The sequence below is a fragment of the Novosphingobium barchaimii LL02 genome (assembly GCF_001046635.1).
GTDB lineage: Bacteria > Pseudomonadota > Alphaproteobacteria > Sphingomonadales > Sphingomonadaceae > Novosphingobium > Novosphingobium barchaimii.
This window is the reverse complement of record NZ_KQ130463.1, coordinates 11,689-34,647: the sequence shown is the minus strand read 5'-3', so window position 1 is coordinate 34,647 and position 22,959 is coordinate 11,689. Positions and strand designations below refer to the sequence as shown.

Below are 22,959 nucleotides of genomic sequence, written 5' to 3'. Positions count from 1 at the left end.
CGGAAAGCTCAAGATACTGATCAAGCCGGTGCGCGGTTTCAAATCGATCCCCACGGCCTATGCCACGATCAAGGGATTCGAAGTCATGCGAGCCCTGCGCAAAGGACAGGCTCGCCCCTGGTGCCTGCAGCCCGGCATCAGGGGCGAGGTGCGCCTTGTGGAGAGAGCTTTTGGCATTGGGCCCTCGGCGCTGACGGAGGCCATGGGCATGCTCAACCACCATTTCGCAGCAGCCGCCTGATCGGCGCAGAGCGACAGCCTACCTCTGACTGCCGCCAATCTTTGCAACAGAGCCGCCGAAAGGCCAATTCCATATTCCTCGTCCTTTAGAGCGGCATTCTCTTCGCGCGCCCGCGTTGATTCTAGATTCTGGGATTCTATGATTCAGGGGGTGTCAAACACATTGAATATAAAGGCATATTCCGGACTTTCATGAGGAATGGGGTGGAGCATCATGAGAAATGGGGTGCCCTATTGTGAGTTTTGGGGTGGGGGTATCATGAGAAATGGGGTGCGTGAGATGAGAGCAATTTGCCTCTCATCTCATAATACCTTGACCTTGCCCGCCCCTCGCCCGAATGTCCGATTATGGACGGGACAGCCGACACAACTGGCCGCACGATGGAAGTGGCACGGATCGAGAAGGAACGCGGTTCCGACACGATAGTGCAGCCGCGCGAACTGGTGGAAGTCCGCTATGCGAGGGGGGTTTCCCTGAGCCTGTCAGCGCGCAAGGTCTTTGCCTTGATGATGCACCAGGCCGCTGGCGATGCCTGGCGCGACCAGGAACACAGAATCGCCAAGCGCATGTTGCGCGGCTCCCACAATTCCAACGATCGCCTTACCGAGACGATTGACGAGCTGATGGGCATCTTCTTCGCAATGCCCGACAAGGTGGACGGCGACCACGGGCGGCGCACCTTCCAGATGATCGAAGAGACGTTTGAGGGAGGGGAACAGGGGTGGTTGATCTACCGTTTCACCCGGCGTGCGCGCGACCTTCTGAAAGACAGCGAAGCCTACGCCCTCCTGCATCGGGCAACGGTGCTGGCCTTCGACAGCAAATATGCGCTCGAACTATACCAGCTCGGAGCCTTGCTCTACCGGCGAGACGTGCCGATCTGGCGCGGCGATGTGGAAACCCTGCGCGCCAAGCTGGGCGTTCCAGAGGGGGCTTATAGCTCGTTCGCTGACTTACGGCGTTTCGTCCTCGATGCCGCGACGGCCGAAATCAATCAGCTTGTCCCACAATTCTCCGTGGCGTGGGACGTTGCAAAAAGGCGGGGCCGCAAGGTCATCGAGGTCGCAATAACCTTCCGCCGCAAACCACCAATCGCAGCGGTTGCCGCCGAAGAAGAAAACGAGCGACATCGCGCCGGTCGCCGCGCCCGTCGAGATGGGACGGCAGAGACGATAATGGACCCCAGTGCGATCATCGCAGCGACCGCTGCAAATCTGGGTGTGTCCGATGTTTTACGCTGGCCTGCCGACGATCAGGTGACGGAATTTGGCGCGGTCGAGCTGCATGCGATCGGCGTCACCTATGGTGGAGGACACGCGGTTCAGCGATTGGCGGATCAATATGCGCGAGTGCGAGCCGACAAGCGGCGTCAGCTCCGAGGCGATGCTCTGCGTGAAGACTGGACGACTTGGGTAAGGGGTTGCGCGGAAAAATGGAGTAAACCCTAGTGGTTGTCGCTCTTTGGGTTTCACGATACCCTATAGAAACAGGGATACGTTCCCGGTTGGAAACGGGGGAATAAAGCATGGCAACCGTCTCGATGACGAAAGGGGCCGAACTGGCCGGGGTCAGCAAGGGGACCGTCTCAAAAGCTCTTAAATCTGGCCGTCTTAGCTATGCTGAGAAGACCGATAACGGCTACCTCATAGACACTTCCGAACTATTCCGGGTGTTCCCCCCGAAACAGAAAGAAACGGTTGCCGAGTCCCGCTCCGAAACCCATTCTGGAAACAGCGAAACCCCAATAAATTCAGGGGGGTTGCAACGTGAGATTGAACTGTTGCGTGAACAGTTGCAGGACCGCGATAGCGTAGTTGCCGATCTACGGCAGAGGCTCGACAAATCAGAGGATGAGCGGCGAGAGGCGCAGGCGCGGGTGATAGGATTGCTGACCGGCCCGGAGCCTGCGGAATCCAAGCGCGGCTTTTTTGGTCGGTTGTTCGGCAAGGCAGATGATTGATCTGCGCGCAGCTCGCTATCGTCCGACGAGCCGCGATATCGTTGCCTGACTGACGTCAAACAGCGCCGCGACGGTGCGCTGCGTATCACCAGCAGCCAGTCTCTCCAGTGCCTCGGACTGCTGGTGAGGGGTGAGAGCCGCCTTGCGACCGAATTTGACACCACGCGCTCTTGCCTGGACACGCCCTGCGGCGGTGCGCTCGGTGATGCGCTCCCGCTCCCAACTGGCTGCGATCCCCAACACCGCGATTATTACCTCTGCAAATTGGGGTGACTACACGAAAGTGACGTATCTGCACGGAAAGGGCGAACGGATAGCGAACGTCACGCGGCAAGTAGGGAGTTGACGGCGCGCAGCGGTCGCAAGGCGTCCGGATCGGGTTGATCTTCAACATTCCAGCTATAGTCACCGGTCAGCGAGATATGCTCCCAGCCCAATGGCGCGATGTGGCGTGCGATTTCGTCGGCTGTGCCGATGTCCGCCAGCGCCATTTCGAGATAGCGAGTGTTCCACAAGATGATGGCGGCGACGAGCAGGTTGAGGCCGGAGGCGCGATAGGTCTGGTTCTCGAACCGACGATCGCGCAGTTCGCCGAGCTGGTTGAAGAAGAGCGCGCGGGCGAGCGCGTTGCGGGCTTCGCCTTTGTTGAGGCCCGCCTGGGTGCGCCGGCGCAGGTCGATGTCGCGCAGCCAGTCGAGCATGAAAATCGAGCGTTCGAGGCGGCCCAGCTCGCGTAGTGCGAGGGCCAGTCCGTTCTGTCGCGGATAGGCGGACAAGCGGCGCAGCATTGCCGAAGCAGTGACGGTGCCGGTGCGGATCGACGTGGCGAACCGCAGCAGTTCGTCCCAATGCGCCGCGACATGACCCAATGCGATCGGTTCGGCCGTCATGCCGGCAAGCAAGGGGCCGGATTCTTGGCCGGGAAGGAGGTGTAAACGACGCTCCTTGATGTCGCGCAGGCGCGGCGCGAAGCGGTAGCCGAAGAAGGGCATGAGGCCGAACACATGGTCCGATGCCCCGCCTGTATCGGTGTAGTGCTCCTCAATCGTCAGGCCGGTCTGATGATACAGCAAGCCATCCAGCACATAAGGCGCTTCGCCGGCAGTCGCCGCGATCACCCTGCTCGCGAAGGGATCATATCGATCCGAGACATGGGTGTAGAAGGCGACGCCCGGTTCGTTGCCGCTGCGTGCGTTGATGTCGCCGATCGCGGCCCCACGACCGCCAGCGTGAAATTGCTGTCCGTCGCTCGACGAAGTGGTGCCGTCTCCCCACAGCGCGGCGAGTGGCATGGCGCGATGGGCGTCGATCAGCCTTCCCAGCGCTTCGCCATAAGCGGCCTCGCTAATATGCCAGTCGTGAAGATGGGCGAGCTGACGCAGACTTGCGCCCCGGCAGGTTTCCGCCATGCGTGTGAGGCCGAGATTGATGCCATCGGCGAGGATGACCGTGAGCAGCGCATTGCGATCGTCGGCTTCCCGGCCCGAACGACGATGGATGAAGCATTCGCTGAACCCGGTCCAGGCATCGACCTCCAGCAGAAGATCGGTGATCTTCACGCGCGGCAGTCGATCATAGGCGGCGCGACGGGCAATCTCGGTGGCGGGCGGTGTTGCCGCCTTCAGCGGCGAGATGATGAGACCGTTTTCGTCAAGCTTAACCTGGGGCAGCTCCCCTTGCCGTGCAAGGACCGTTACCTGCTCGATCGCCGTGTCGAGCCTGGTGCGCCGTTCCTCGATATGGCGCTCGAAATCCGTTTCGATGGCGAGCGGCAACGGCCCCTTCTCGCGCAGCGCCGCAAAGGTCGCCGGCGGTATGAGATAGCTGTCGAAATCGCGAAACTGCCGGCTTCCCGCGACCCATATATCCCCGGCTCGCAACCGCTCGCGTAGTTGCGACAAGGCGCATAGTTCATAAGCGGCACGATCAACGATGCCATCCCGCAGGACGAACGGGCGCCATGCGGGCGGCACAAAGCGTAGCGGCACGCGATCAGGCAAGCGCCGTTTGCCGGTCCGGTATAGCTCCGCGATGATGGTAAGCGCCGACAGGAGTCCCTGCACCGCACCGGCGCCGCGAAATTCGAAGGTGTTGAGAAAGGCACCGGCAAAGAGCTTCACCGTGCGATGCCGCTCGATCAATTCAGCGGTGCGATCGACGGTTTCCGGTCGCCCGAGNCTAATATGCCAGTCGTGAAGATGGGCGAGCTGACGCAGACTTGCGCCCCGGCAGGTTTCCGCCATGCGTGTGAGGCCGAGATTGATGCCATCGGCGAGGATGACCGTGAGCAGCGCATTGCGATCGTCGGCTTCCCGGCCCGAACGACGATGGATGAAGCATTCGCTGAACCCGGTCCAGGCATCGACCTCCAGCAGAAGATCGGTGATCTTCACGCGCGGCAGTCGATCATAGGCGGCGCGACGGGCAATCTCGGTGGCGGGCGGTGTTGCCGCCTTCAGCGGCGAGATGATGAGACCGTTTTCGTCAAGCTTAACCTGGGGCAGCTCCCCTTGCCGTGCAAGGACCGTTACCTGCTCGATCGCCGTGTCGAGCCTGGTGCGCCGTTCCTCGATATGGCGCTCGAAATCCGTTTCGATGGCGAGCGGCAACGGCCCCTTCTCGCGCAGCGCCGCAAAGGTCGCCGGCGGTATGAGATAGCTGTCGAAATCGCGAAACTGCCGGCTTCCCGCGACCCATATATCCCCGGCTCGCAACCGCTCGCGTAGTTGCGACAAGGCGCATAGTTCATAAGCGGCACGATCAACGATGCCATCCCGCAGGACGAACGGGCGCCATGCGGGCGGCACAAAGCGTAGCGGCACGCGATCAGGCAAGCGCCGTTTGCCGGTCCGATATAGCTCCGCGATGATGGCCAGCGCTGACAGGAGCCCCTGAACCGCGCCGGCGCCGCGAAACTCGAAGGCGTTGAGAAAAGCGCCGACAAAGAGCTTCACCGTCCGATGCCGCTCGATCAATTCGGCGGTGCGATCGACGGTTTCCGGTCGCCCGAGCACTTCGGCCTGCTCGACGGCCACGGCGAAGTGCTGCCAGTCCAGCGCCTCGATCTGCGCCAGAGAATCCACGCCCTTGCTGCGCGCGTCGATGAGGAGGCGGCAAGACCCCGTGAGCGTCCGGAGGTGGCCTTGCAACTCGCGCACCGTCTTGAGGGCTTTGTCGCGGGTCCGGTTCTCGGCGCGGCGCGCCATGCTGCCCAACAGCTTGTCGAACATCGTCAGGGTGGCGTCGGTCAGGCTTTCCTCAAGCCGGATGCCGGTTGCCGCCAGCGTCGCATGGCGGCGCAGGGCATTGAGTTCGCCAAGGTGCTGGGGTGTGATGCGGCTGCCTTCGTCCGCCAGCCTGTCAAAAGTCAAAGCCGGGATCATGTCGGCACGGGCGCGATCGAGGCCCAGCGCGCGGATATAGGCGAGCCGTTCGATCAGGCGCAGGATGTTGCGCGCTGCCGGCGATTGTGGCGCATTGCGCATCCAGGATAGCCATGTCGCGACCTGCCCCGGTCGTCGGGCCAGCAAATCGTCCAGGCCCTGAAGGGTGTCAGGCAGCAGGCCATTCGTGAGCACTTCATAGGTAAGCTGTTCGGCTTGCTGGCGCGCCCGCCGCAGCACCGCTTCGAGAATCGACGGAGAAGGCAGGAGGATCTGCAGGCGCCGGAGTTCATCGACGATGACGTCTGCCATCTGGCCGGGGTGTATGATGGTCTGCGCGATTGGGACCGAGAAGGCGACAACTTCACGGAAAGCGTTGCGGTCAAAAATCCTGAACCCGTGCGATCGTCGGATTTCGACGAGATGCTCGCGACGGGTCTGGTCCCGATGGGCATAATCCGCGAAGGCTGCCGGCGCGACGCCGAGTTGCTGCGCCACATAGGCGAGCACAGGAGCGGGCGGGACTTCGCCCGCTTCCAGCGCACGGCCAGGCCATCTCATATATAGCATGAGCATCGCATAGCCGAGCCGGGTGGCATCGCCGCGACGGCGGCCGACAATTTCCAGGTCGTCGCTGGTCAGCGTATAATGACGCGCGATCTCGCGCTCATCGAGCGGCGCGCCATAATGCCTCGCCCAGATTTCCAGGCTCACCAGTCGCCGTCTCGCCAAGCATCATCTCCTTCGCTTTGCGTGTCCGTCAGACGGTCCTCTGGCGGCCAGCAGGAATATGTCCGTTAACTCTGGACCTATAACGGCGATTCGGACAAGATCAGATAATGATGGGAAAACGGACAGGATTGGGCTGCATGTGGCGTTGATCGGCTATGCGCGCGTCTCGACGGCAGACCAGAAGCTCTCACTCCAGCTCGACGCGCTGAACGCGGCCGGGTGCGACCGGATATTCGACGATCACGCATCTGGTGCAAAAGCCGATCGGCCCGGCCTGGCCGAGGCGCTCGCCTATCTGCGCAGCGGCGACACGCTGGTGGTTTGGAAACTCGACCGTCTTGGGCGCTCGATGAGCCATCTGATTGAGAAGGTCGGCGAGCTAGCGACGCGAGGTATCGGGTTCCGCTCGCTCACCGAGAACATCGACACCACCACTTCGGGCGGGATGCTGGTGTTCAACATCTTCGGCTCGCTTGCCCAGTTTGAGCGCGATCTGATCCGGGAGCGCACCCATGCAGGCCTCAAGGCCGCTCGCGAGCGAGGTCGCCCCGGTGGGCGGCGGCCAGTGGTCACACCTGACAAGCTCCGCAAGGCGCGCGAACATATCGCTTCCGGCCTCACAGTTCGCGAGGCCGCCGCGCGCCTCAAGATCGGCAAAACCGCCCTCTACAAAGCCCTCGAAGCCACGGAGAAGAACACAAAGTCCCAGCGTTCCCGGTCCGTTCGCTCTTAGCGTGCAGATAAGTCACTTTCGTGCAGTCACCCCNGGCGCCGGAGTTCATCGACGATGACGTCTGCCATCTGGCCGGGGTGTATGATGGTCTGCGCGATTGGGACCGAGAAGGCGACAACTTCACGGAAAGCGTTGCGGTCAAAAATCCTGAACCCGTGCGATCGTCGGATTTCGACGAGATGCTCGCGACGGGTCTGGTCCCGATGGGCATAATCCGCGAAGGCTGCCGGCGCGACGCCGAGTTGCTGCGCCACATAGGCGAGCACAGGAGCGGGCGGGACTTCGCCCGCTTCCAGCGCACGGCCAGGCCATCTCATATATAGCATGAGCATCGCATAGCCGAGCCGGGTGGCATCGCCGCGACGGCGGCCGACAATTTCCAGGTCGTCGCTGGTCAGCGTATAATGACGCGCGATCTCGCGCTCATCGAGCGGCGCGCCATAATGCCTCGCCCAGATTTCCAGGCTCACCAGTCGCCGTCTCGCCAAGCATCATCTCCTTCGCTTTGCGTGTCCGTCAGACGGTCCTCTGGCGGCCAGCAGGAATATGTCCGTTAACTCTGGACCTATAACGGCGATTCGGACAAGATCAGATAATGATGGGAAAACGGACAGGATTGGGCTGCATGTGGCGTTGATCGGCTATGCGCGCGTCTCGACGGCAGACCAGAAGCTCTCACTCCAGCTCGACGCGCTGAACGCGGCCGGGTGCGACCGGATATTCGACGATCACGCATCTGGTGCAAAAGCCGATCGGCCCGGCCTGGCCGAGGCGCTCGCCTATCTGCGCAGCGGCGACACGCTGGTGGTTTGGAAACTCGACCGTCTTGGGCGCTCGATGAGCCATCTGATTGAGAAGGTCGGCGAGCTAGCGACGCGAGGTATCGGGTTCCGCTCGCTCACCGAGAACATCGACACCACCACTTCGGGCGGGATGCTGGTGTTCAACATCTTCGGCTCGCTTGCCCAGTTTGAGCGCGATCTGATCCGGGAGCGCACCCATGCAGGCCTCAAGGCCGCTCGCGAGCGAGGTCGCCCCGGTGGGCGGCGGCCAGTGGTCACACCTGACAAGCTCCGCAAGGCGCGCGAACATATCGCTTCCGGCCTCACAGTTCGCGAGGCCGCCGCGCGCCTCAAGATCGGCAAAACCGCCCTCTACAAAGCCCTCGAAGCCACGGAGAAGAACACAAAGTCCCAGCGTTCCCGGTCCGTTCGCTCTTAGCGTGCAGATAAGTCACTTTCGTGCAGTCACCCCGGAAAAGCGAAAAGCACCGGGCGCATGGCGTGGGGTGTGACGATGGCGGACGGCACCCCGGTGCTCGGCAATGTCGAATTGAAAGGCCGCGCCCTGATGCTCGCCGTCACCTCGGCCGAGCGAGCGAAACGCGGCACCGCGCTTATCAACGATGCGCTCGCCGGGTTGGTCGGCTCGCCGCTGACCACGATTGAGACGGTCGAACAGGCCATGGCGGCGCGGGCCGAGGGGCTGACATCATCCGAACCGGCACCCGCCATTGCGCCAGAGGTTGCAACCCCGCTCATCCATGCCATGCTCGACCGTCAGTACCGCGCGACGCTCGATGAACCCGTCGGCATGCTCGGCGACATCACCCCGCGCGCAGCCGTTCAAACTGCCGCAGGCCGGCACCGAGTAGCCGGGTGGCTCAAGCATCTCGAAAACCGCAGCAGCAGCCAACTCGACGCGAACGACCCGATGGCCACCTACGACTTCACTTGGATATGGCGCGAACTTGGCATCGAGAACCTGCGCAAATAGTTCGCTACCCCTGACGTCGATGCCTACCGTGAATCCGTGTCCCTACAATGCACAGAGGCCATCTAGCTTTCCAAAAAATCAGCCGCCTGGGAAGCCCGTAGAGCGCCATGCCGGCCGAACCCTCCCCGACCTTGCCGAACGTCTGAAATGAGGCCCAGCGGCCCGGAAATCGCGCCTGTGGCGACATTTCCGCCTGCCCTGCCCTCTCGGATTGATCGCTGTCCTATCCGCCTGGCTTTTCTGGAAAGCCAATTGCGACGGTGCTGCTGGCGCTGTGGCTGCGATGGAGGCGCAGCGTTTAAACGATCCCCTTTCTAACAAAAAGCGTGCCGGCGAAGCCGGCTCATCATGGGGATGCCGGGTGGGAGGATCGCTAAAGCGATCCGGGGCGGCCGAAGGCCGCGAGCCGGCGGGGCGAAGCCCCAAGAGGCGGTGTTTTTCTTCTTTCTGATTGTGCCTGAAGCGCGGCGCTGGTGAGTCGCGCTGCCGTTGTCCCGATTTTCGGGACAAGCTGTCCGATCTGGCGGGACGCTGGTGGGTGAAACCACGATGATCCAGCCTCTCGTCATAATCTTCCGCTGAAGTTATCCACAGGTCAGCCTAGTGTTAAAATATGGGTTTAGTGATGTGTTACGGAAATTCGGCCTGCCCGGAAAGGCGCAGAAATCCTCGCTTTTTTGGCAGAAATTTGCCGCGCGGTGAATCCGCTCTGACGAAAAAGCGAATCCAGAGTGACGAAAAGGCGAATCCACTATGACGATAGCGCCAGGCCTTCCCTGCCGCGCTCAAGCGTAATCGAAATGACGATAGCGCGGCGGTGAATCTGAAATGACGATAATCCGCTTGCGTATGTGAAATGACGATAGTAGCCCTAGCGTTAGTGAAATGACGATAGACCCCTCCCCTTCCCTGTTTGACGCGCCGATCGCCGCGCCGGTCTCGGCCGTGGACGGCGACGATCGCACGCCGCTGCTGCCGGTGCGCCATCCCAACCAGGACTTGTTCATCTGCGACGTGCTGGACGCCATCCCCAAGGATGACATGGCCTCAATGGAGCATCCGGTGTTTTCGCTCTCGACCAAGCCCGACAACCGGACGCGGCGCTACGAGCATAACGGCAACGTCATCGAGATTATCCCCTCGGGCAAGGGGCTGGCGACGATCCACGACAAGGACATATTGATCTACTGCATTTCGCAGCTCGTCGCGAAGATGAACCAGGGCGAGCAACCTAGCCGCACGGTGCGCCTGCAAGCCTATGACATGCTCGTCGCCACCAACCGGCAAACCAGCGGCGAAGGCTATCGACTGATGGCCGACGCCCTCACCCGCCTGCGCGGGACCACGGTGCGGACCAATATTCAAACGGGCGGTGTCGAAGAAACGCGGATTTTCGGCCTGATCGAAGAGGCCAAGATCACGCGCAAGACGTTCGATGGCCGGATGCTTGATCTCGAAATCACCCTGTCGGATTGGGTCTATCGCTCGGTCATCAGCAAGAACGTCCTGACGCTCCACCGCGACTATTTCCGGCTCCGCAAGCCGTTCGAGCGGCGCATGTATGAACTGGCGCGCAAGCATTGCGGCGTGAAGGACGAATGGAAGATCGGCCTAGAGTTGCTACAGAAGAAATGCGGCTCGAACAGCCCGCTCCGAGTGTTCCGGGCCTTGGTCAAGAAGGTCTGCGAGCATGACGCCGATCACGGCCATTTCCCCGACTATGCGGTGACGATGGATGATGACGTGATCTTGTTCCGCAACCGCTCGGGCCTCAAATCCAAGCCCGATCCGGTCGCCAGCGCCGGCGACGATGCGCCCTATATCGACCCGGAAACCATGCACGACGCCAAGACGGCCGCGCCAGGCTATGACGTGTATGCGCTCTATGACGAATGGGTGTCGTGGTGGCACGACATGGGCAAGCCCGAACTCAAAAGCCCTGCCGGGGCCTTCCTCGGCTTCTGCAAGAAACGGCACGAACGCAAACCACTACGCTGATCCCCTGCTCTATGCGGGCAAGCGGCCATGTTTACTTACCCGCATGTTTGCATGTGGACATGCTCACTTGCCTACAGGGCTTTCCCCCATCTTGCGAAGCCAGTCGTTGAACGCCTCGGCCATCGCGTCCTGTAGGCTCATGCCGTGCTTGCGGGCGGTCATGTGCATGGCGAAGGACATTTCCGGGCTGAAATAGCCCGTCATGGCCTTCTTGCCCTGACGGCTCGGCGCAACCGGGTTGCTGCTCGATCCGCTGCCGGAGCCTGCGCCAGTGCCACGGGCGATCGGCGCGGCCGCCCTCCCCTCCGGCTCGACCATCGCCGGCGCTGGCGCTGCATCGCGATCCCGCAATGCGAGCAATGATCCCTTCCGGCTCATGCGTTGGCCCTCCGCTTCCTAGATGCTTGCATGTTTACATGCTCGCATGTCCACTTGTAAAGCTGGCGCACCTCATCGGCCGCCTTGCCGCTCGGCTCGATCTCCATCGCCGTCTTGCCCTCGGCCGCCGCGTGGCGAAAGGCGGCGCGATCCGCGATATGGTGGGGGCAGGCGTCAAGCCCATAATCCTGCACGAGCTGCGCGGCTTCGTCATACATGCGCGGCGCGGTCGGGCTTCCCGCCGTGAAGATCACGAAAGCAGGCTTGCCGCGCATCTTCACAAGGCTGGCGGTCGTCTTGATCGCCGCCAAATCGAACGCGCTGGGGCGGCAAGGGATCAACACTAGGTCGGCCGCCTCGACGGCGGCGCTGGCGGCGCTGTCGGCGTGGGGCGGGGTGTCGATTACGATGAACGCCGCGCCCTGGCCCGTCGCCTGCTCGATCTTGGCGGCAAGGCGAGGGGGCGCGCTGTCGATCACGACCGGGGGCGCATCCTGTCGCCATGCCGCCCACTGGCTCGCCGTCGCCTGCGGGTCGACGTCGATCACAAGGGCGGTATGCCCGGAATCCTCGGCGGCGGCGGCCAGGTGCAAGGCGAGGGTGGTTTTCCCCGCGCCGCCCTTCTGGCTGATGATCGCGATTGTTGGCATGTGAATATCCTTACATGATCGCATGTTTGCATGTGGTCATACTGGCTTGCTCCGGTTGCGTCAACGAAACCCCGAACTGGCGCGCAGCGTCAATGAAACCCCGAATTGCGGGGAGGGGAGGGCGGTCTAGCCGTCGTCGCCGCCCTCATCCTCGCTGCCGTCGTCCAGCGGCTCATGCTCCATGCGGCCGTGATCCTCGATCGGGCAAAGCGGCGCTCCGGCCAGCTCAAGCCATTTGCGCGCGGTCCTCACGGTATAGCCGCACGTCGCGCACTCGCATTTGAGCATCCGGGTTTTCTGCTTCTTCGGCGCGGTCGACTCCCCATCGGTGTCGAGACGGGCATGGGGGAGGGGGCCAACGGCGTCCAAGATCGGCGCGACGGCCGCAAGAAACGCCTCGCCGGGGGTGGTGGCGCGCATCGGCCCGACGAGCCCCAGCCCCAGCGCGATCCGTTTAAACGCTTTCCCATGCCCTGCCGGGATGCCGACGGCGGCATGGACCAGCTCATGCGCGAGGATGGCCGCGATCTGCGCCGGCATGGCGTCAGGCGCGTGCGCGAGGTCGGGCCGGATGAAGATTTCAAAATGCCCGTCCGCGCTCAGCCGGTTATCCCAGCACTCGCCGATCGCCTTGCCCTTCCGGCCCGAGCTGGTGAAGCCGATCGCCACGCGGATACGCGCGGGCAGGGGAGCGTCCAACGCCGCGAACAAGGGGGCCATGCCCGCCGCCACCCGATTGAGCCAGCTTTCCCGGTTGTCCTGTTCCATACCTTCTACTCCCTTCAAATCGCCCTGCGGGGCGATGGCTGCGGCCATCGCTCCCGAGTTCGCGCGGAGCAGCCGGCGAGAGAGGGGGGCAGCGGGAATCTGCGGGAGTGGTGCGGGCGGGCGCTTCGCGCCAACCCGGTCCCGCTGATTGCCGTTGCTGGGGAGAGGCGGCCGGGACCGCCTTTCCCCATGCGAACGAACATCATGCCGGCGCACGCCGGCACCATGCCCGAGATCCGCTTGCGATCTCGGCCCCGCCATGTGGGTCGTCACCTTCGGCCAAGACCGCTTGCGGGCTTGGGGAGCGAAGCGAGTAGAGCCACGGTGCCGCGCAGCGGCAGGCGCAGTCTCCTCGCCTAGATTGAAATTGTTGCTCAAATGAGCTACATCGTTCGTCTGACTAGGGAGATTCCAATGGCTGCTACCGCGTTCGTGCGTGCGCGCATCGACGAAACATTGAAGGATGAAGCCGCCGCCGTCCTAGCCGAGCTGGGGCTGACGGTTTCCGATGTGGTCCGCATGACGCTTACGCGGGTCGCCAAGGACCATGCCTTGCCGTTCGAGCTGAAGGTGCCCAACGCCGAGACGCGCGCCGCGATCGAATCGTCCCGCGCGACCATGAAGGCGCGTCGTGCGCGCTTCACCGATCCCAAGGAACTGTTCGATGCCCTCGACCAAGAAGCCCGCCAGCAGTAAGCGGGCTTCGTTCCCAAGAGAGGCATCCTACGAAAAGCGGTTCGTCAAGGATTGGGAGCGGCTGTCGCGCAGCGGCCGCTACAACATGAACCAGCTCAAGGAAGCGATGATGCTGCTCATCGCCAACGATGCGCCGCTTGGCCCGGAATGGCTGGACCACGCCCTCAAGGGCGATTGGAGCGATCATCGCGAGTGCCATATCGGCGGCGATTTCCTGCTGATCTACACGATTGAGGGCAATCTGGTGAACTTCGTGCGCGCGGGAACCCATTCGGAACTGTTCGAGTAATCGGCTCGACGGCCGAACGTTTGGAAGGCAGGGCAATGAACGCCGACGACATGAAGGTCGAAACCTTCGCCTGCGTCTTTGACGCAATCGCCGACACGCCGGAGGAGGCGACGGAGTTGAGGACGCGCGCGGACCTGATGCGGGGCATCACCGCGCGGGTGAAGTCGTGGGACGTGCCGCTGGGCGAGGCCGCCAAGCGGCTCGGGCTGACGCCGCCCCGCCTCAACGACCTCCTGCGCGGGAAGTTTAACAGATTCTCGCTGGATGACCTGATGACCGCCGCGACGGCGGCGGGCATCGCGCCGCCGGCACCGCGCAAAAGCTCGTGGGATGACCTGCGCGGGATAGTGAAGGGCAACGGCGCGCGGTTCACGATCGAGGAAATCAACGACGCCATCGCCGAAGCCGGCGCAGCAGCCGGCATGGCCGGGATGAACGACCATGACGGGGACTGATCGAAACGGCGAAATCCTTTATCCACCGATGGAGGCGGCCGAAATCCGGCGGTGCGCCAGGAGAGCGGTTTGAGCCAGGCCGGGTTTGCGCGCTTGCTGTGGGCGCACAAGCGCACGGTCCAGCGCTGGGAGGCCGGCACGATGCGGCCGACTGGCGCGGCGCTCGCCTTGCTGACGCTGGTGAAGCGGCGCGGCATCCAGATTCTCACCTAGAAGGATTGATAGAATGGCCGGCCATCGCCCCTTTTCCGATCTTATGAAAGATTGGAGTCCCGAGCGCCGCGCGCGTAATGAGGCCCATAAGGCGAAGTTGGAGGCCGAGTTGATGGGCCGCGCTGCTACGCGCGATGCGATCGAAGAACTGGAAGCTGGCAAGGGCGTGCGCTTCACCAGCGTTGAGGCGCTTATGTCTGATCTCCATGATGACGATTGATCGACCCGAAACGGCGGCCGAGTTTTTCGCGCGGCGCTCCAAAGGTCGTGCGGTGGGTGATCTCGACCGCATTCTCGACAAGGTGCCTGATCGGCCGCCGGAACCCGGCGACGAATTGAAGGCTGGACGCCCGATCGCCTACATCGCCGGTAATCGGCGAGGGTGCCGCGAGATCCGCGCACGCGATCTCGCCCGCCATGTGGGCCGGAACCTTGGGCCAGGACCGCTTGCGGGCTTGGGGAGCGCAACGAGTAGGGCCACGGTGCCAGCGCCAGGCGCTTAGATCATTTTGGCTATCAGCCTTGCACTAGTGCAACCTTTGCACTACATTGAAGCATGGTCACGATGTTTCGCGGTCCCCGCTGGAAAATTGCCGTCTATGGCCGCGATCATGGCGTGCCGCATTTCCACATCGAAGGCCCGGATTTCCGCTGCTCGGTGGCGATTGCATCGTTTGACGTGATCGTGGGCACCGTGTCGGCGGCGGTCTTGAAGGACGCATTGGAATGGGCGCGGCCTAATCAGGCTTTGCTCATGCAGACGTGGCAGGAGTTGAACGGATGAACATCACCGACAAGGCCCGCACCATTACCGCCGTGCGCGCGACCGGGCCGTCATCGCTGCATCTGTCCTGGTCGGAAGGGACGGCGGCTGATCTCGATCTTGGCGCGGTCCTCGCCGATCGCGCCTTTGCCGCGCTGCGCGATCCGGGCGAGTTCGCCAAGGTCGAAGTGGGCGATTGGGGTCATAGCCTGGCCTGGCCTTCGGGTGCGGAGCTGGGCGCGGACATGCTGTGGCTCGAAACGCTGTCGGCAACCGGGCATGGCGATGTGCGCGCCTTCCTCGAATGGCGGCTGCGCCATGCGCTGTCGCTGTCGAAGGCGGCCGATGCGCTTGGCGTCTCGCGCCGCATGGTCGCCTACTACTCCAACGGCGAAAAGAAGGTGCCGAAACCAATCTTGCTGGCGTGCCGGGGCTGGGAAGCCAGCAATGGGCTATACCGGGCCGCCTAACCGGACATGAGAGCGATCTTCATCCGCCACGGCGAAAACACCGGCAACGCCGGCGTGCCCTGCCACGATCTCGCGACGATCGCGCTGACGGAGCGCGGCCACGAACAGGCGCGCGCGGTCGCGGCGAGCTGGACGCAAGCGCCCGCGCTCATCGTCACCTCGCCCTATACCCGCACCCGGCAGACGGCCGCGCCGACGATCGCGCGCTTTCCAGGCGTGCCGGTGGAAGTGTGGCCGATCGAAGAGTTCACCTATTTGCAACCTGCGCGCTGGAACGGCACGCGCAGCGCCGAACGGATGCCGCACCTAGAACGCTATTGGCGCGAGGCCGATCCTGACTACTGCGACGGGGAAGGGGCGGAGAGTTTCAGCACCCTGTTACGGCGCTGCGAGGCGGCGCTAACGCGCCTCGCCGCCATGCCTGCGGGATCGCTGGCCTATGTGTTCGGGCATGGGCAGTTCATCCAGGCCGCGCGCGCGATCGTCGCCGACGCCCATCTGGACGATCGGGCCAAGATGCGCGCTTTCTGGCGCAAGGGCGAGCCGCCCGCGATCGGCAACGCGCAGCGGGTAGGGTTTCATTGGCAGGGCGACCGCTGGACCTGCGCGCCCGCGCTCGCCGCCTAGATCAACACGCGCTCCACCTCGTCCAGCGTCACGTCATCGGGGCGGCGGTCATAGAGCTGGGTGGTGCGCGTCGAGCTATGGTTCGCCATCGTCGCGGCCGTCTCCAACGTGCCGCCATTCTTCAAATAGGTGGTGATCCCGGTCGCGCGGAAACTGTGGTTGCCGATCGCCGTCCCGATCCCGGCCGCCGCCGCGCGCCGGCGCACCATCGCGAAGGCGTTGGCTTGGGGCAGGGGGGTATCGCTTAGTCGCTTAGTGCTGCGCGCGATCGTGCGGAATAGCGGCCCCTTGCGGTCCTCGCGCAGCTCGCAACCGTCGATATAGGCGGTTAGATAATCCTCTAGATTGTGGTGGCAGGGCATTTCATGGCGCTTGCCGCCTTTCTCATGCAGGCGGACCCATAGCCGCCGATTCTGCATGAACACGTCCTCGACCCGCATCGCCAGCGCCGCGCCGATCCGCGCGAAGCTATAGACCATGAGACCGATCAGCGCGCGGTCGCGCAGGCCCGCATGGGTGGTCACGTCGATGCTGTCGAGCAACCGCCGCGCCTCGTCGGGGGCCAGTACCGGCGTCTTGCCGCGCCGCTGGCTATGCGCCGGCCCGCGCACCGATCCGGCCGGGTTCGCCGGCACGGCATGACCCGTCACCAGCCAGTCGAACAGGTGGCGCACGCCGGCGAGCTGCTGCTTGACGCTGGGGGCGGCCAGCTCGCGCCCCAGCGCCTCGACCCAGGCCGCGACATGAAGCGGCTGCACCTGGGCGAGCGAGGCGACGCCGCGCGCCTCGCACCAGGCCAGGAAGTCGCCGGCCGCCCGCGCATAGGCGCGGCGTGTATGCGGATTGCGGATGGTGACGGCGAAGAACTCAAGGAATCGAAGCTGCGCGCGCTCGTCGGCCGCCGCGATCAGCGCCGGCAACGCCAGCGCGGGCGCGGGCGCGGGGAGGGGGGCGAGCTGGTTCATCGCGCGATCTTCTCCCATCGCGCCGGCGCGGGACGCGGCGCGGCCATCTTGCGGCGCAGCTCGTCGAACACCTCGTCGGCGTCGCGGACGCGGCCAGCCTCCGCGTCCTCAAGGCCGCGCTTTATCGACCCGTCCAATATCCGGCGTAGCAGCTCGTCGCGTAAATCGTGGTGCGGCTCCATGTCGATGAAGTTCTTGACGATCGCGAACACCGCCTCGGAAGGATCGGCGAACATGCCGCGCTCGATCCGCTCCAACAGCCAGTCGGCCTGATCGCCGGTAAGATACGCCTCGAAGCGCAAGCCGCCCGCGCGGGCCTGCTCGCGCAGCGCCTTGGCCTGGTCGCGCTCGGCATAGTTGTCGGCGAAAGCCGTGTCCTCGTCCTGGTCCATATCGCTCCCTTTCGGCGGTGGATCTCGGGACCGTTTAAACGGCTCCATCGGATCGCCATGAGTGTGTGATAAAGGACATTATCATATATAGGTCAGGGAATTTATCGGCGGACCGATCTGTAGGTTGTCATGATCAATAGCCAAGGCCCGTCGGTGGAACATTACCACCATTACCCTTGCTGGCCGCCGCCCAGAGCGACATACAGAGAGACGAGAGCATCCAGCTCGGCGCGACGCAGCTGTATCAGTGTCTGTTCCGCGATGAACAGATTCCGTTCGGCATCGAGCACTTCAAGGTAATTTGCGACGCCCTCGCGGTAGCGAGTGCGGGCAAGATCGGCGATCGCTCGCTGTGCCGCAGTGGCACGAACCTGCGCGGCGACCTGTTCAGCAAGCCAGCGGCGCCCGGCAAGGGCGTCCGCAACTTCGCGGAAAGCTCCCTGAATGGTGCGTTCGTATTCGGCGATGGCAATATCCTCACGTGCCTCAGCCACGCTCAGATTGCCCTTCCTCGCACCCCAATCGAAGATGGGTAGGCTGATCGAAGGTCCAAAGCTCCAGCTCAGTCCTTCGTTTCCGATCAAATTCCCAAGATCAGTTGAAGCGAAACCGATACTACCGGTTAGTGAGATGGATGGAAAGAAGGCTGCCCGAGCAGCACCGATATTGGCACGCGCTGCCCGCAGTTTCTCTTCTGCCGCCAATATGTCCGGTCGAGTCACCATCAGCTCGGAGGGTAATCCGGCGGCAATCACCGTTCCGTTTTTCTGGTCAGCCAGCGTCAGCGGCACCGTGAGCCCGACAGGAACGGGTCCGCCCAAGAGTACGGCCAGGAAGTTCTCACTCTGCGCCTCGGCCAAGCGCAGGCTGGCCAACTCCGTTTCGGCTTGAGTCAGTAGCGACTCCGCCTGTCGAAAATCAAGAGCTGAAGTCACCCCGGCTTCAAGGCGACGCTCGGCTATGCGGAGGCCTTCCTGCCGGCTGCGTACCGTAGCTTCGGCAAGGGCGATCCGCTCGTCGGCTTCCCGGGAAGCAAAATAGGTCGAGGCCACATCCCGGATCAACGCGAGGCGGAACGCCCGTTCAGCCTGCACGGTTGCTAGATATTGCGAGCGCGCTGCGTCAGAAAGGTTGCGCACCCGGCCCCAGAAATCGAGCTCGAATCCTGTGACGCCAACGCCGATCGAGTAGCGGGTATCGGTGATCGCACCCACTTCGGGAATGCCAATCGCCGAACCTGGCGTGCGGCTGCGAGTCACATCGCCGTTGGCGCCGAGCGCAGGCAGCCGTTCGGCACCCTGGATTCGATAAAGACCACGCGCCTCCTGTATCTGCGCTACGGCAACGGCGAGATCGCGGTTCCGCTCGAGAGCGGTGGCAATGAGGGTCTCCAGTTGAGGATCAGCGAAGAACTCCCGCCAGCTGATTTCCACCGCCCGCCGACCGAGCACCCCGTCGCCCGCGTAGGAGGTGGGGTAATCCCGAGTGGTTGGCAGCGCTGGCCGCGCGTGAGGCGGGGCTAACTGGCACGCGCCCAGAAACGATGTCAGAGTGAGCACAAAGACTCTACGCATGATTGGGCTCCGGTTGCGCCTGACCGGGAGCAGCAGGCCGCTTCTTACTGAGCCAGCGGCGTATCGACAGATAGAAGAGCGGAATGAAGAAAATTCCGAGCACAGTGGCAGCCAGCATTCCGCCGACAACACCGGTCCCAACCGCGATTCGGCTCGCCGCACCGGCACCGGAAGCAATGAAGAGCGGTATCATGCCACCGATGAAGGCGAGCGACGTCATGATAATGGGGCGCAGGCGCAGTTTCACAGCTTCGAGTGTCGCCTCAAGCGGGGTCTTGCCCTCCGCTTCTTGCTCGATCGCAAACTCGACGATCAGGATCGCGTTCTTGGCGGCCAAGCCGATGATCGTGATGATGCCAACGTTGAAATAGACGTCGGCGGACAGTCCCCTCATCACCGTAAAGAGGACGGAGCCAAGTACGCCGAGCGGTACAACCAAAAGCACGGAAACAGGGATGGACCAGCTCTCGTAGAGAGCGGCCAGCAGCAAGAATACAACAAGTATAGACAAGCCTAGCAGCATACCGACCTGTCCGCCGGCCTGCTGCTCCTCATAGGACATTCCCGTCCATTCATATGCGAAGCCCTCCGGCAGTGCATTGGCGAGCCGTTCCATCTCCGCCATGGCCTCGCCAGTCGACTGGCCCGGGGCAGCGTTCCCGGAAATGGTCATCGAAGGATAGCCGTTATAGCGCTGGAGCTGCTGCGCGCCCGATGTCCATTCAACCTGTGTAAACGAGCCGAAGGGCACCATTTCGCCGGCTGCATTTCGAACCTTGAGGTCGAGCACGTCCTGTGGCGTCATTCGGTGAGATGCTTCGGCTTGCAGGAGCACCCGCAGGATCCGCCCTTCACGGTTGAAGTCATTGGCATATGCGCTGCCGAAAGCGATCGCGAGCGTTCCGTTAACGTCGCCAATCGAGAGGCCGAGGGCGCGAGCCTGTATCCTGTCGATCATGACCCGCAGCTGAGGTGCATCTTCCTGGCCCTCCGGTCGAACACCGGCAAGGATCGGGCTCTGGCTCGCGGCGGCAAGCAGCTGATTGCGCGCGTTGAAGAGCGCTTCAGCACCGTTGCCGCCGACATCCTCCAATTTGAAGGTAAAGCCGCCGGCGATGCCAAGTTCGGCGATCGCGGGGGGATTGAGGGCAAAGACCATGGCTTCCTTGATCGATGTGAAGAAGCCCATCGCCTTTCCGACCAAGGCTAGCGAGCTATTCTCCTCGCCGGAGCGCTCCTCCCACGGCTTGAGCATCGTGAACATCATTCCATTCGCTTGGCCTTGGCCGAAGAAGCTAAAGCCTCGCACCACAAACACGCTCGTCACAATGTCTTGCTGATTGTAAAATTCCTTCACCTGACGCACCGCTTCTTCAGTCCGCTCACGGGTCGCGCCGGGGGGAGCTTGTACAACAGTGATGACAGTCCCCTGGTCCTCCTGCGGGAGGAATCCACCGGGAAGGCGCGAGAACAAGATAACCGTCAGGCCGACCAACGCGATGAATATGGCGAGCCAGCGCAGAGGCCGCGACAATATCCGAGCGACGCCGCCTTGATAACGATCAGTCGTACGTCCAAACCAGTTGTTGAATCCAGTAAAAAAGCGACCGGTTCGCCGCGTGAGCCAATTCTCCTTGCGATGGTTTTCGGGTACGTGCGGCTTGAGAAAAGTCGCACACAGCGCGGGAGTGAGCGTCAGCGCCAATAGCGCCGAGAACCCGATCGAGACGATCAGCGTGACGGAAAACTGTCGGTAGATACCGCCCGTCGACCCGGGGAAGAAGGCCATCGGCACGAAGGCTCTGTTGCAAAAATCGTGAAGCTTGAGCATGCTTGGCGGAGATTGGACGGACGGAACGATGACGGATTTCAAGTGGCGCCATTTCCAGGGTGATGTGATCCTGTGGGCGGTGCGCTGGTATTGTCGCTATCCGATCAGCTATCGCGACCTTGAGGAAATGCTGGCGGAACGCGGCATTTCGGTCGACCATACGACGATCTATCGCTGGGTCCAGTGCTACGCCCCGGAGATGGAGAAGCGGCTGCGCTGGTTCTGGCGGCGTGGCTTTGATCCGAGCTGGCGCCTGGATGAAACCTACGTCAAGGTGCGGGGCAAGTGGACCTACCTGTACCGGGCAGTCGACAAGCGGGGCGACACGATCGATTTCTACCTGTCGCCGACCCGCAGCGCCAAGGCAGCGAAGCGGTTCCTGGGCAAGGCCCTGCGAGGCCTGAAGCACTGGGAAAAGCCTGCCACGCTCAATACCGACAAAGCGCCGAGCTATGGTGCAGCGATCACCGAATTGAAGCGCGAAGGAAAGCTGGACCGGGAGACGGCCCACCGGCAGGTGAAGTATCTCAATAACGTGATCGAGGCCGATCACGGAAAGCTCAAGATACTGATCAAGCCGGTGCGCGGTTTCAAATCGATCCCCACGGCCTATGCCACGATCAAGGGATTCGAAGTCATGCGAGCCCTGCGCAAAGGACAGGCTCGCCCCTGGTGCCTGCAGCCCGGCATCAGGGGCGAGGTGCGCCTTGTGGAGAGAGCTTTTGGCATTGGGCCCTCGGCGCTGACGGAGGCCATGGGCATGCTCAACCACCATTTCGCAGCAGCCGCCTGATCGGCGCAGAGCGACAGCCTACCTCTGACTGCCGCCAATCTTTGCAACAGAGCCGTTGGGATCATAATGTTGATGTACGCGCGCACGGTCATGGTAATTGCGCTTCTCGTTGAAGACACGATTCCCATAGCGATTGACAATGAACATGCTGTCGCCCGGCGGAATCCATACGTCGCTTGGCACGCTTACATATTCCAGCGCCTCTTCCAGCACGATCTCGGCGCGCCAGGCGCTTCCCATATTGCCGAGCTTTGCGCCGACAGCCCCGGCAATTGATACAAAGTCGCCAGTATTAGTCGGCACCCCGCAACCGCCATAGACCGGCCCAGTCTGATGGAGATTGAGCATTTCGCGATTATAGGTGAATCCGCCCGTTGCGAAGATCACGCCTTTGCGCGCGCCAAAGGAAACCTCCTTCCCGTCGTTCAGCGCCTCGACGCCGAGCACCGCGCCATCCCCGTCGGTAACCAGGCGGACAACCTGGTGGCTGGTGAGCAGGGGAATGCCATAAGCGTCGATGCGCGCCTTGATCTGGCGCATCAACTCCGCGCCGAATCCTGGCGACCCATCAGGCTTGATGGGTCCGAGGCACCGTCCGCGAGGCACCTTATTGTTGCCGTCGAGCACGCCATAGTCAGGCAGATCGGTTCCCTGGCCGTCGGGAAGGACATGAAAGCGGCCTATCTCGGCTGCCTTGATTTCCCGCAACATGTCCGTCATCGGCGACGCGTTGTCGTAAAACGCCTCAAGCAGTTTGTAGACATCCTCACCCAGGCCGAGCGTCGGTGAATTGCTGTCGAAAAGATGCGGATATGAATAGGCAGCGCAATAAGCCAGGAGCGAAGCCTTTGGATCCTCGATCCCCCGCTCCTTCAGCCTGAAATTATTGGGCACCCAGAAAGCCCCACCGGATTTCGCGGACGTACCGCCATATACCGGCGCTTTTTCCAGCATGAGGACCTTCGCGCCGTCCTTGGCAGCCGCAAGTGCGGCAACCGAGGCGGCCGCGCCGCTGCCGACCACGACTATATCCGCGATTTGGGTCCACTGCCGGCCCACCGCGGCAACAGCCGGAGCAGATGCCGCAGCACCCAGGGTGGAAACCGCCAGCCCCGCGCCGCCGGCCTGGATGAAAGCGCGGCGAGATAACCGCGATCGCTCTGCCGATTGCTTCAAGAATGCCCTCCACCGGTCGAACGACCCAAAGCCGCCGACCGTCTCTCCTGCGTCGAAGTCAATGCTCCGCCCTTCTTTTACCGAAGCGAGATCACG

The 22,959-nt window shown here is 62.7% G+C and carries 23 protein-coding genes and 6 pseudogenes; 16 read left to right on the top strand and 13 right to left on the bottom strand.

Annotated elements, in window-relative coordinates:
- From V474_RS25940 to V474_RS24245, 3 genes and pseudogenes are all read left to right on the top strand, one after another.
- Nucleotides 1-241, top strand: a pseudogene (locus tag V474_RS25940) (IS6 family transposase); the annotation flags it as partial.
- A gap of 347 nt (nt 242-588) precedes the next feature.
- On the top strand, nt 589-1,689 hold the full coding sequence (locus V474_RS24250) for a replication initiation protein (protein ID WP_044663677.1): 1,101 nt from the start codon (nt 589-591) through the stop codon (nt 1,687-1,689).
- A gap of 77 nt (nt 1,690-1,766) precedes the next feature.
- The gene (locus tag V474_RS24245) at nt 1,767-2,201 is read left to right on the top strand and encodes a hypothetical protein (protein ID WP_059153716.1); all 435 of its coding nucleotides are present in this window, start codon (nt 1,767-1,769) and stop codon (nt 2,199-2,201) included.
- A gap of 15 nt (nt 2,202-2,216) precedes the next feature.
- Here V474_RS24245 and V474_RS25345 read toward each other — a convergent pair.
- From V474_RS25345 to V474_RS27035, 3 pseudogenes are all read right to left on the bottom strand, one after another.
- A pseudogene (locus V474_RS25345) lies at nt 2,217-2,468 on the bottom strand (helix-turn-helix domain-containing protein); the annotation flags it as partial.
- A gap of 56 nt (nt 2,469-2,524) precedes the next feature.
- A pseudogene (locus V474_RS27040) lies at nt 2,525-4,369 on the bottom strand (Tn3 family transposase); the annotation flags it as partial.
- A gap of 10 nt (nt 4,370-4,379) precedes the next feature.
- Nucleotides 4,380-6,316: pseudogene (locus V474_RS27035) on the bottom strand (Tn3 family transposase); the annotation flags it as partial.
- Nucleotides 6,317-6,455: 139 nt separating this feature from the next.
- Between V474_RS27035 and V474_RS24235 the strand changes: the two are divergent.
- Complete coding sequence (locus V474_RS24235) at nt 6,456-7,049, top strand: recombinase family protein (RefSeq protein WP_013039114.1); 594 nt, start codon at nt 6,456-6,458, stop codon at nt 7,047-7,049.
- A 35-nt stretch (nt 7,050-7,084) separates the two neighbouring features.
- Here the strand turns inward: V474_RS24235 and V474_RS24230 are convergent.
- Nucleotides 7,085-7,537: pseudogene (locus V474_RS24230) on the bottom strand (DUF4158 domain-containing protein); the annotation flags it as partial.
- A 139-nt stretch (nt 7,538-7,676) separates the two neighbouring features.
- Here V474_RS24230 and V474_RS24225 point away from each other — a divergent pair.
- The 3 genes from V474_RS24225 to V474_RS24215 all read left to right on the top strand — a co-directional run bounded on the left by V474_RS24225 (nt 7,677) and on the right by V474_RS24215 (nt 10,823).
- The gene (locus V474_RS24225) at nt 7,677-8,270 is read left to right on the top strand and encodes a recombinase family protein (RefSeq protein WP_013039114.1); all 594 of its coding nucleotides are present in this window, start codon (nt 7,677-7,679) and stop codon (nt 8,268-8,270) included.
- 75 nt (nt 8,271-8,345) lie between these two features.
- Nucleotides 8,346-8,825, top strand: a complete 480-nt coding sequence (locus tag V474_RS24220; protein WP_236711430.1) for a hypothetical protein — start codon at nt 8,346-8,348, stop codon at nt 8,823-8,825.
- Nucleotides 8,826-9,710: 885 nt separating this feature from the next.
- Nucleotides 9,711-10,823 (top strand): replication initiator protein A, encoded by a 1,113-nt coding sequence (locus V474_RS24215; protein ID WP_007686147.1) that lies wholly within the window; start codon nt 9,711-9,713, stop codon nt 10,821-10,823.
- A gap of 63 nt (nt 10,824-10,886) precedes the next feature.
- Here the strand turns inward: V474_RS24215 and V474_RS24210 are convergent, their stop codons facing one another.
- The 3 genes from V474_RS24210 to V474_RS24200 all read right to left on the bottom strand — a co-directional run bounded on the left by V474_RS24210 (nt 10,887) and on the right by V474_RS24200 (nt 12,619).
- Nucleotides 10,887-11,201 carry a ribbon-helix-helix domain-containing protein gene (locus V474_RS24210; protein WP_007686146.1) on the bottom strand — a complete coding sequence of 105 codons (315 nt, stop codon included), beginning with the start codon at nt 11,199-11,201 and terminating at the stop codon, nt 10,887-10,889.
- Nucleotides 11,198-11,851 carry a ParA family partition ATPase gene (parA, locus tag V474_RS24205; protein ID WP_007686145.1) on the bottom strand — a complete coding sequence of 218 codons (654 nt, stop codon included), beginning with the start codon at nt 11,849-11,851 and terminating at the stop codon, nt 11,198-11,200. The genes V474_RS24210 and parA overlap by 4 nt, the downstream gene beginning before the upstream one ends.
- Before the next feature lie 126 nt (nt 11,852-11,977).
- The gene (locus V474_RS24200) at nt 11,978-12,619 is read right to left on the bottom strand and encodes a SprT-like domain-containing protein (RefSeq protein WP_008831324.1); all 642 of its coding nucleotides are present in this window, start codon (nt 12,617-12,619) and stop codon (nt 11,978-11,980) included.
- Nucleotides 12,620-13,033: 414 nt separating this feature from the next.
- Here V474_RS24200 and V474_RS24195 point away from each other — a divergent pair, with 414 nt between their 5' ends.
- Genes V474_RS24195 through V474_RS24175 form a run of 5 tightly spaced genes read left to right on the top strand, consistent with a single transcriptional unit; the run spans nt 13,034 to nt 14,492 of the window.
- Nucleotides 13,034-13,315 carry a type II toxin-antitoxin system RelB/DinJ family antitoxin gene (locus V474_RS24195; RefSeq protein WP_007685985.1) on the top strand — a complete coding sequence of 94 codons (282 nt, stop codon included), beginning with the start codon at nt 13,034-13,036 and terminating at the stop codon, nt 13,313-13,315.
- Nucleotides 13,284-13,604 (top strand): type II toxin-antitoxin system YafQ family toxin, encoded by a 321-nt coding sequence (locus tag V474_RS24190; RefSeq protein ID WP_007685988.1) that lies wholly within the window; start codon nt 13,284-13,286, stop codon nt 13,602-13,604. The genes V474_RS24195 and V474_RS24190 overlap by 32 nt, the downstream gene beginning before the upstream one ends.
- Nucleotides 13,605-13,639: 35 nt before the next feature.
- On the top strand, nt 13,640-14,059 hold the full coding sequence (locus tag V474_RS24185) for a helix-turn-helix domain-containing protein (protein WP_007685989.1): 420 nt from the start codon (nt 13,640-13,642) through the stop codon (nt 14,057-14,059).
- Between the two features lie 51 nt (nt 14,060-14,110).
- Nucleotides 14,111-14,272 (top strand): helix-turn-helix domain-containing protein, encoded by a 162-nt coding sequence (locus tag V474_RS24180; RefSeq protein WP_015449421.1) that lies wholly within the window; start codon nt 14,111-14,113, stop codon nt 14,270-14,272.
- 13 nt (nt 14,273-14,285) lie between these two features.
- On the top strand, nt 14,286-14,492 hold the full coding sequence (locus V474_RS24175) for a hypothetical protein (protein ID WP_008831325.1): 207 nt from the start codon (nt 14,286-14,288) through the stop codon (nt 14,490-14,492).
- Here V474_RS24175 and V474_RS25335 read toward each other — a convergent pair.
- Complete coding sequence (locus V474_RS25335; RefSeq protein ID WP_008831326.1) at nt 14,464-14,691, bottom strand: hypothetical protein; 228 nt, start codon at nt 14,689-14,691, stop codon at nt 14,464-14,466. The genes V474_RS24175 and V474_RS25335 overlap by 29 nt on opposite strands.
- Nucleotides 14,692-14,828: 137 nt before the next feature.
- Here V474_RS25335 and V474_RS24170 point away from each other — a divergent pair, with 137 nt between their 5' ends.
- From V474_RS24170 to V474_RS24160, 3 genes are read left to right on the top strand one after another with little or no spacing between them, the layout of a single operon-like run.
- On the top strand, nt 14,829-15,056 hold the full coding sequence (locus V474_RS24170; protein ID WP_020817904.1) for a DUF4160 domain-containing protein: 228 nt from the start codon (nt 14,829-14,831) through the stop codon (nt 15,054-15,056).
- Nucleotides 15,053-15,505: a DUF2442 domain-containing protein gene (locus V474_RS24165; RefSeq protein ID WP_008831328.1), complete on the top strand. Its 453-nt coding sequence runs from the start codon at nt 15,053-15,055 to the stop codon at nt 15,503-15,505. The genes V474_RS24170 and V474_RS24165 overlap by 4 nt, the downstream gene beginning before the upstream one ends.
- Before the next feature lie 6 nt (nt 15,506-15,511).
- Nucleotides 15,512-16,132, top strand: a complete 621-nt coding sequence (locus V474_RS24160; protein ID WP_008831329.1) for a histidine phosphatase family protein — start codon at nt 15,512-15,514, stop codon at nt 16,130-16,132.
- Here V474_RS24160 and V474_RS24155 read toward each other — a convergent pair.
- The 4 genes and pseudogenes from V474_RS24155 to V474_RS24140 form a co-directional block, all read right to left on the bottom strand.
- Nucleotides 16,129-17,097: a tyrosine-type recombinase/integrase gene (locus V474_RS24155; protein ID WP_008831330.1), complete on the bottom strand. Its 969-nt coding sequence runs from the start codon at nt 17,095-17,097 to the stop codon at nt 16,129-16,131. The two genes, V474_RS24160 and V474_RS24155, sit on opposite strands and share 4 nt — an antisense overlap.
- A complete protein-coding gene (locus V474_RS24150) occupies nt 17,094-17,489 on the bottom strand; it encodes a hypothetical protein (protein WP_008831331.1) in 396 nt (131 codons plus the stop codon). Before V474_RS24150 ends, V474_RS24155 begins: the two co-directional genes overlap by 4 nt.
- Before the next feature lie 170 nt (nt 17,490-17,659).
- Nucleotides 17,660-19,063 (bottom strand): efflux transporter outer membrane subunit, encoded by a 1,404-nt coding sequence (locus V474_RS24145; RefSeq protein WP_013038665.1) that lies wholly within the window; start codon nt 19,061-19,063, stop codon nt 17,660-17,662.
- Nucleotides 19,056-20,861: pseudogene (locus V474_RS24140) on the bottom strand (efflux RND transporter permease subunit); the annotation flags it as partial. The gene V474_RS24145 and the pseudogene V474_RS24140, both read right to left, overlap by 8 nt.
- Before the next feature lie 61 nt (nt 20,862-20,922).
- Here V474_RS24140 and V474_RS24135 point away from each other — a divergent pair.
- Nucleotides 20,923-21,687 (top strand): IS6-like element IS6100 family transposase, encoded by a 765-nt coding sequence (locus V474_RS24135; protein WP_001389365.1) that lies wholly within the window; start codon nt 20,923-20,925, stop codon nt 21,685-21,687.
- Nucleotides 21,688-21,705: 18 nt separating this feature from the next.
- Here V474_RS24135 and V474_RS24130 read toward each other — a convergent pair whose 3' ends face one another.
- Complete coding sequence (locus V474_RS24130; RefSeq protein ID WP_021246209.1) at nt 21,706-22,863, bottom strand: FAD-dependent oxidoreductase; 1,158 nt, start codon at nt 22,861-22,863, stop codon at nt 21,706-21,708.
- Nucleotides 22,864-22,959 lie beyond the last annotated feature (96 nt).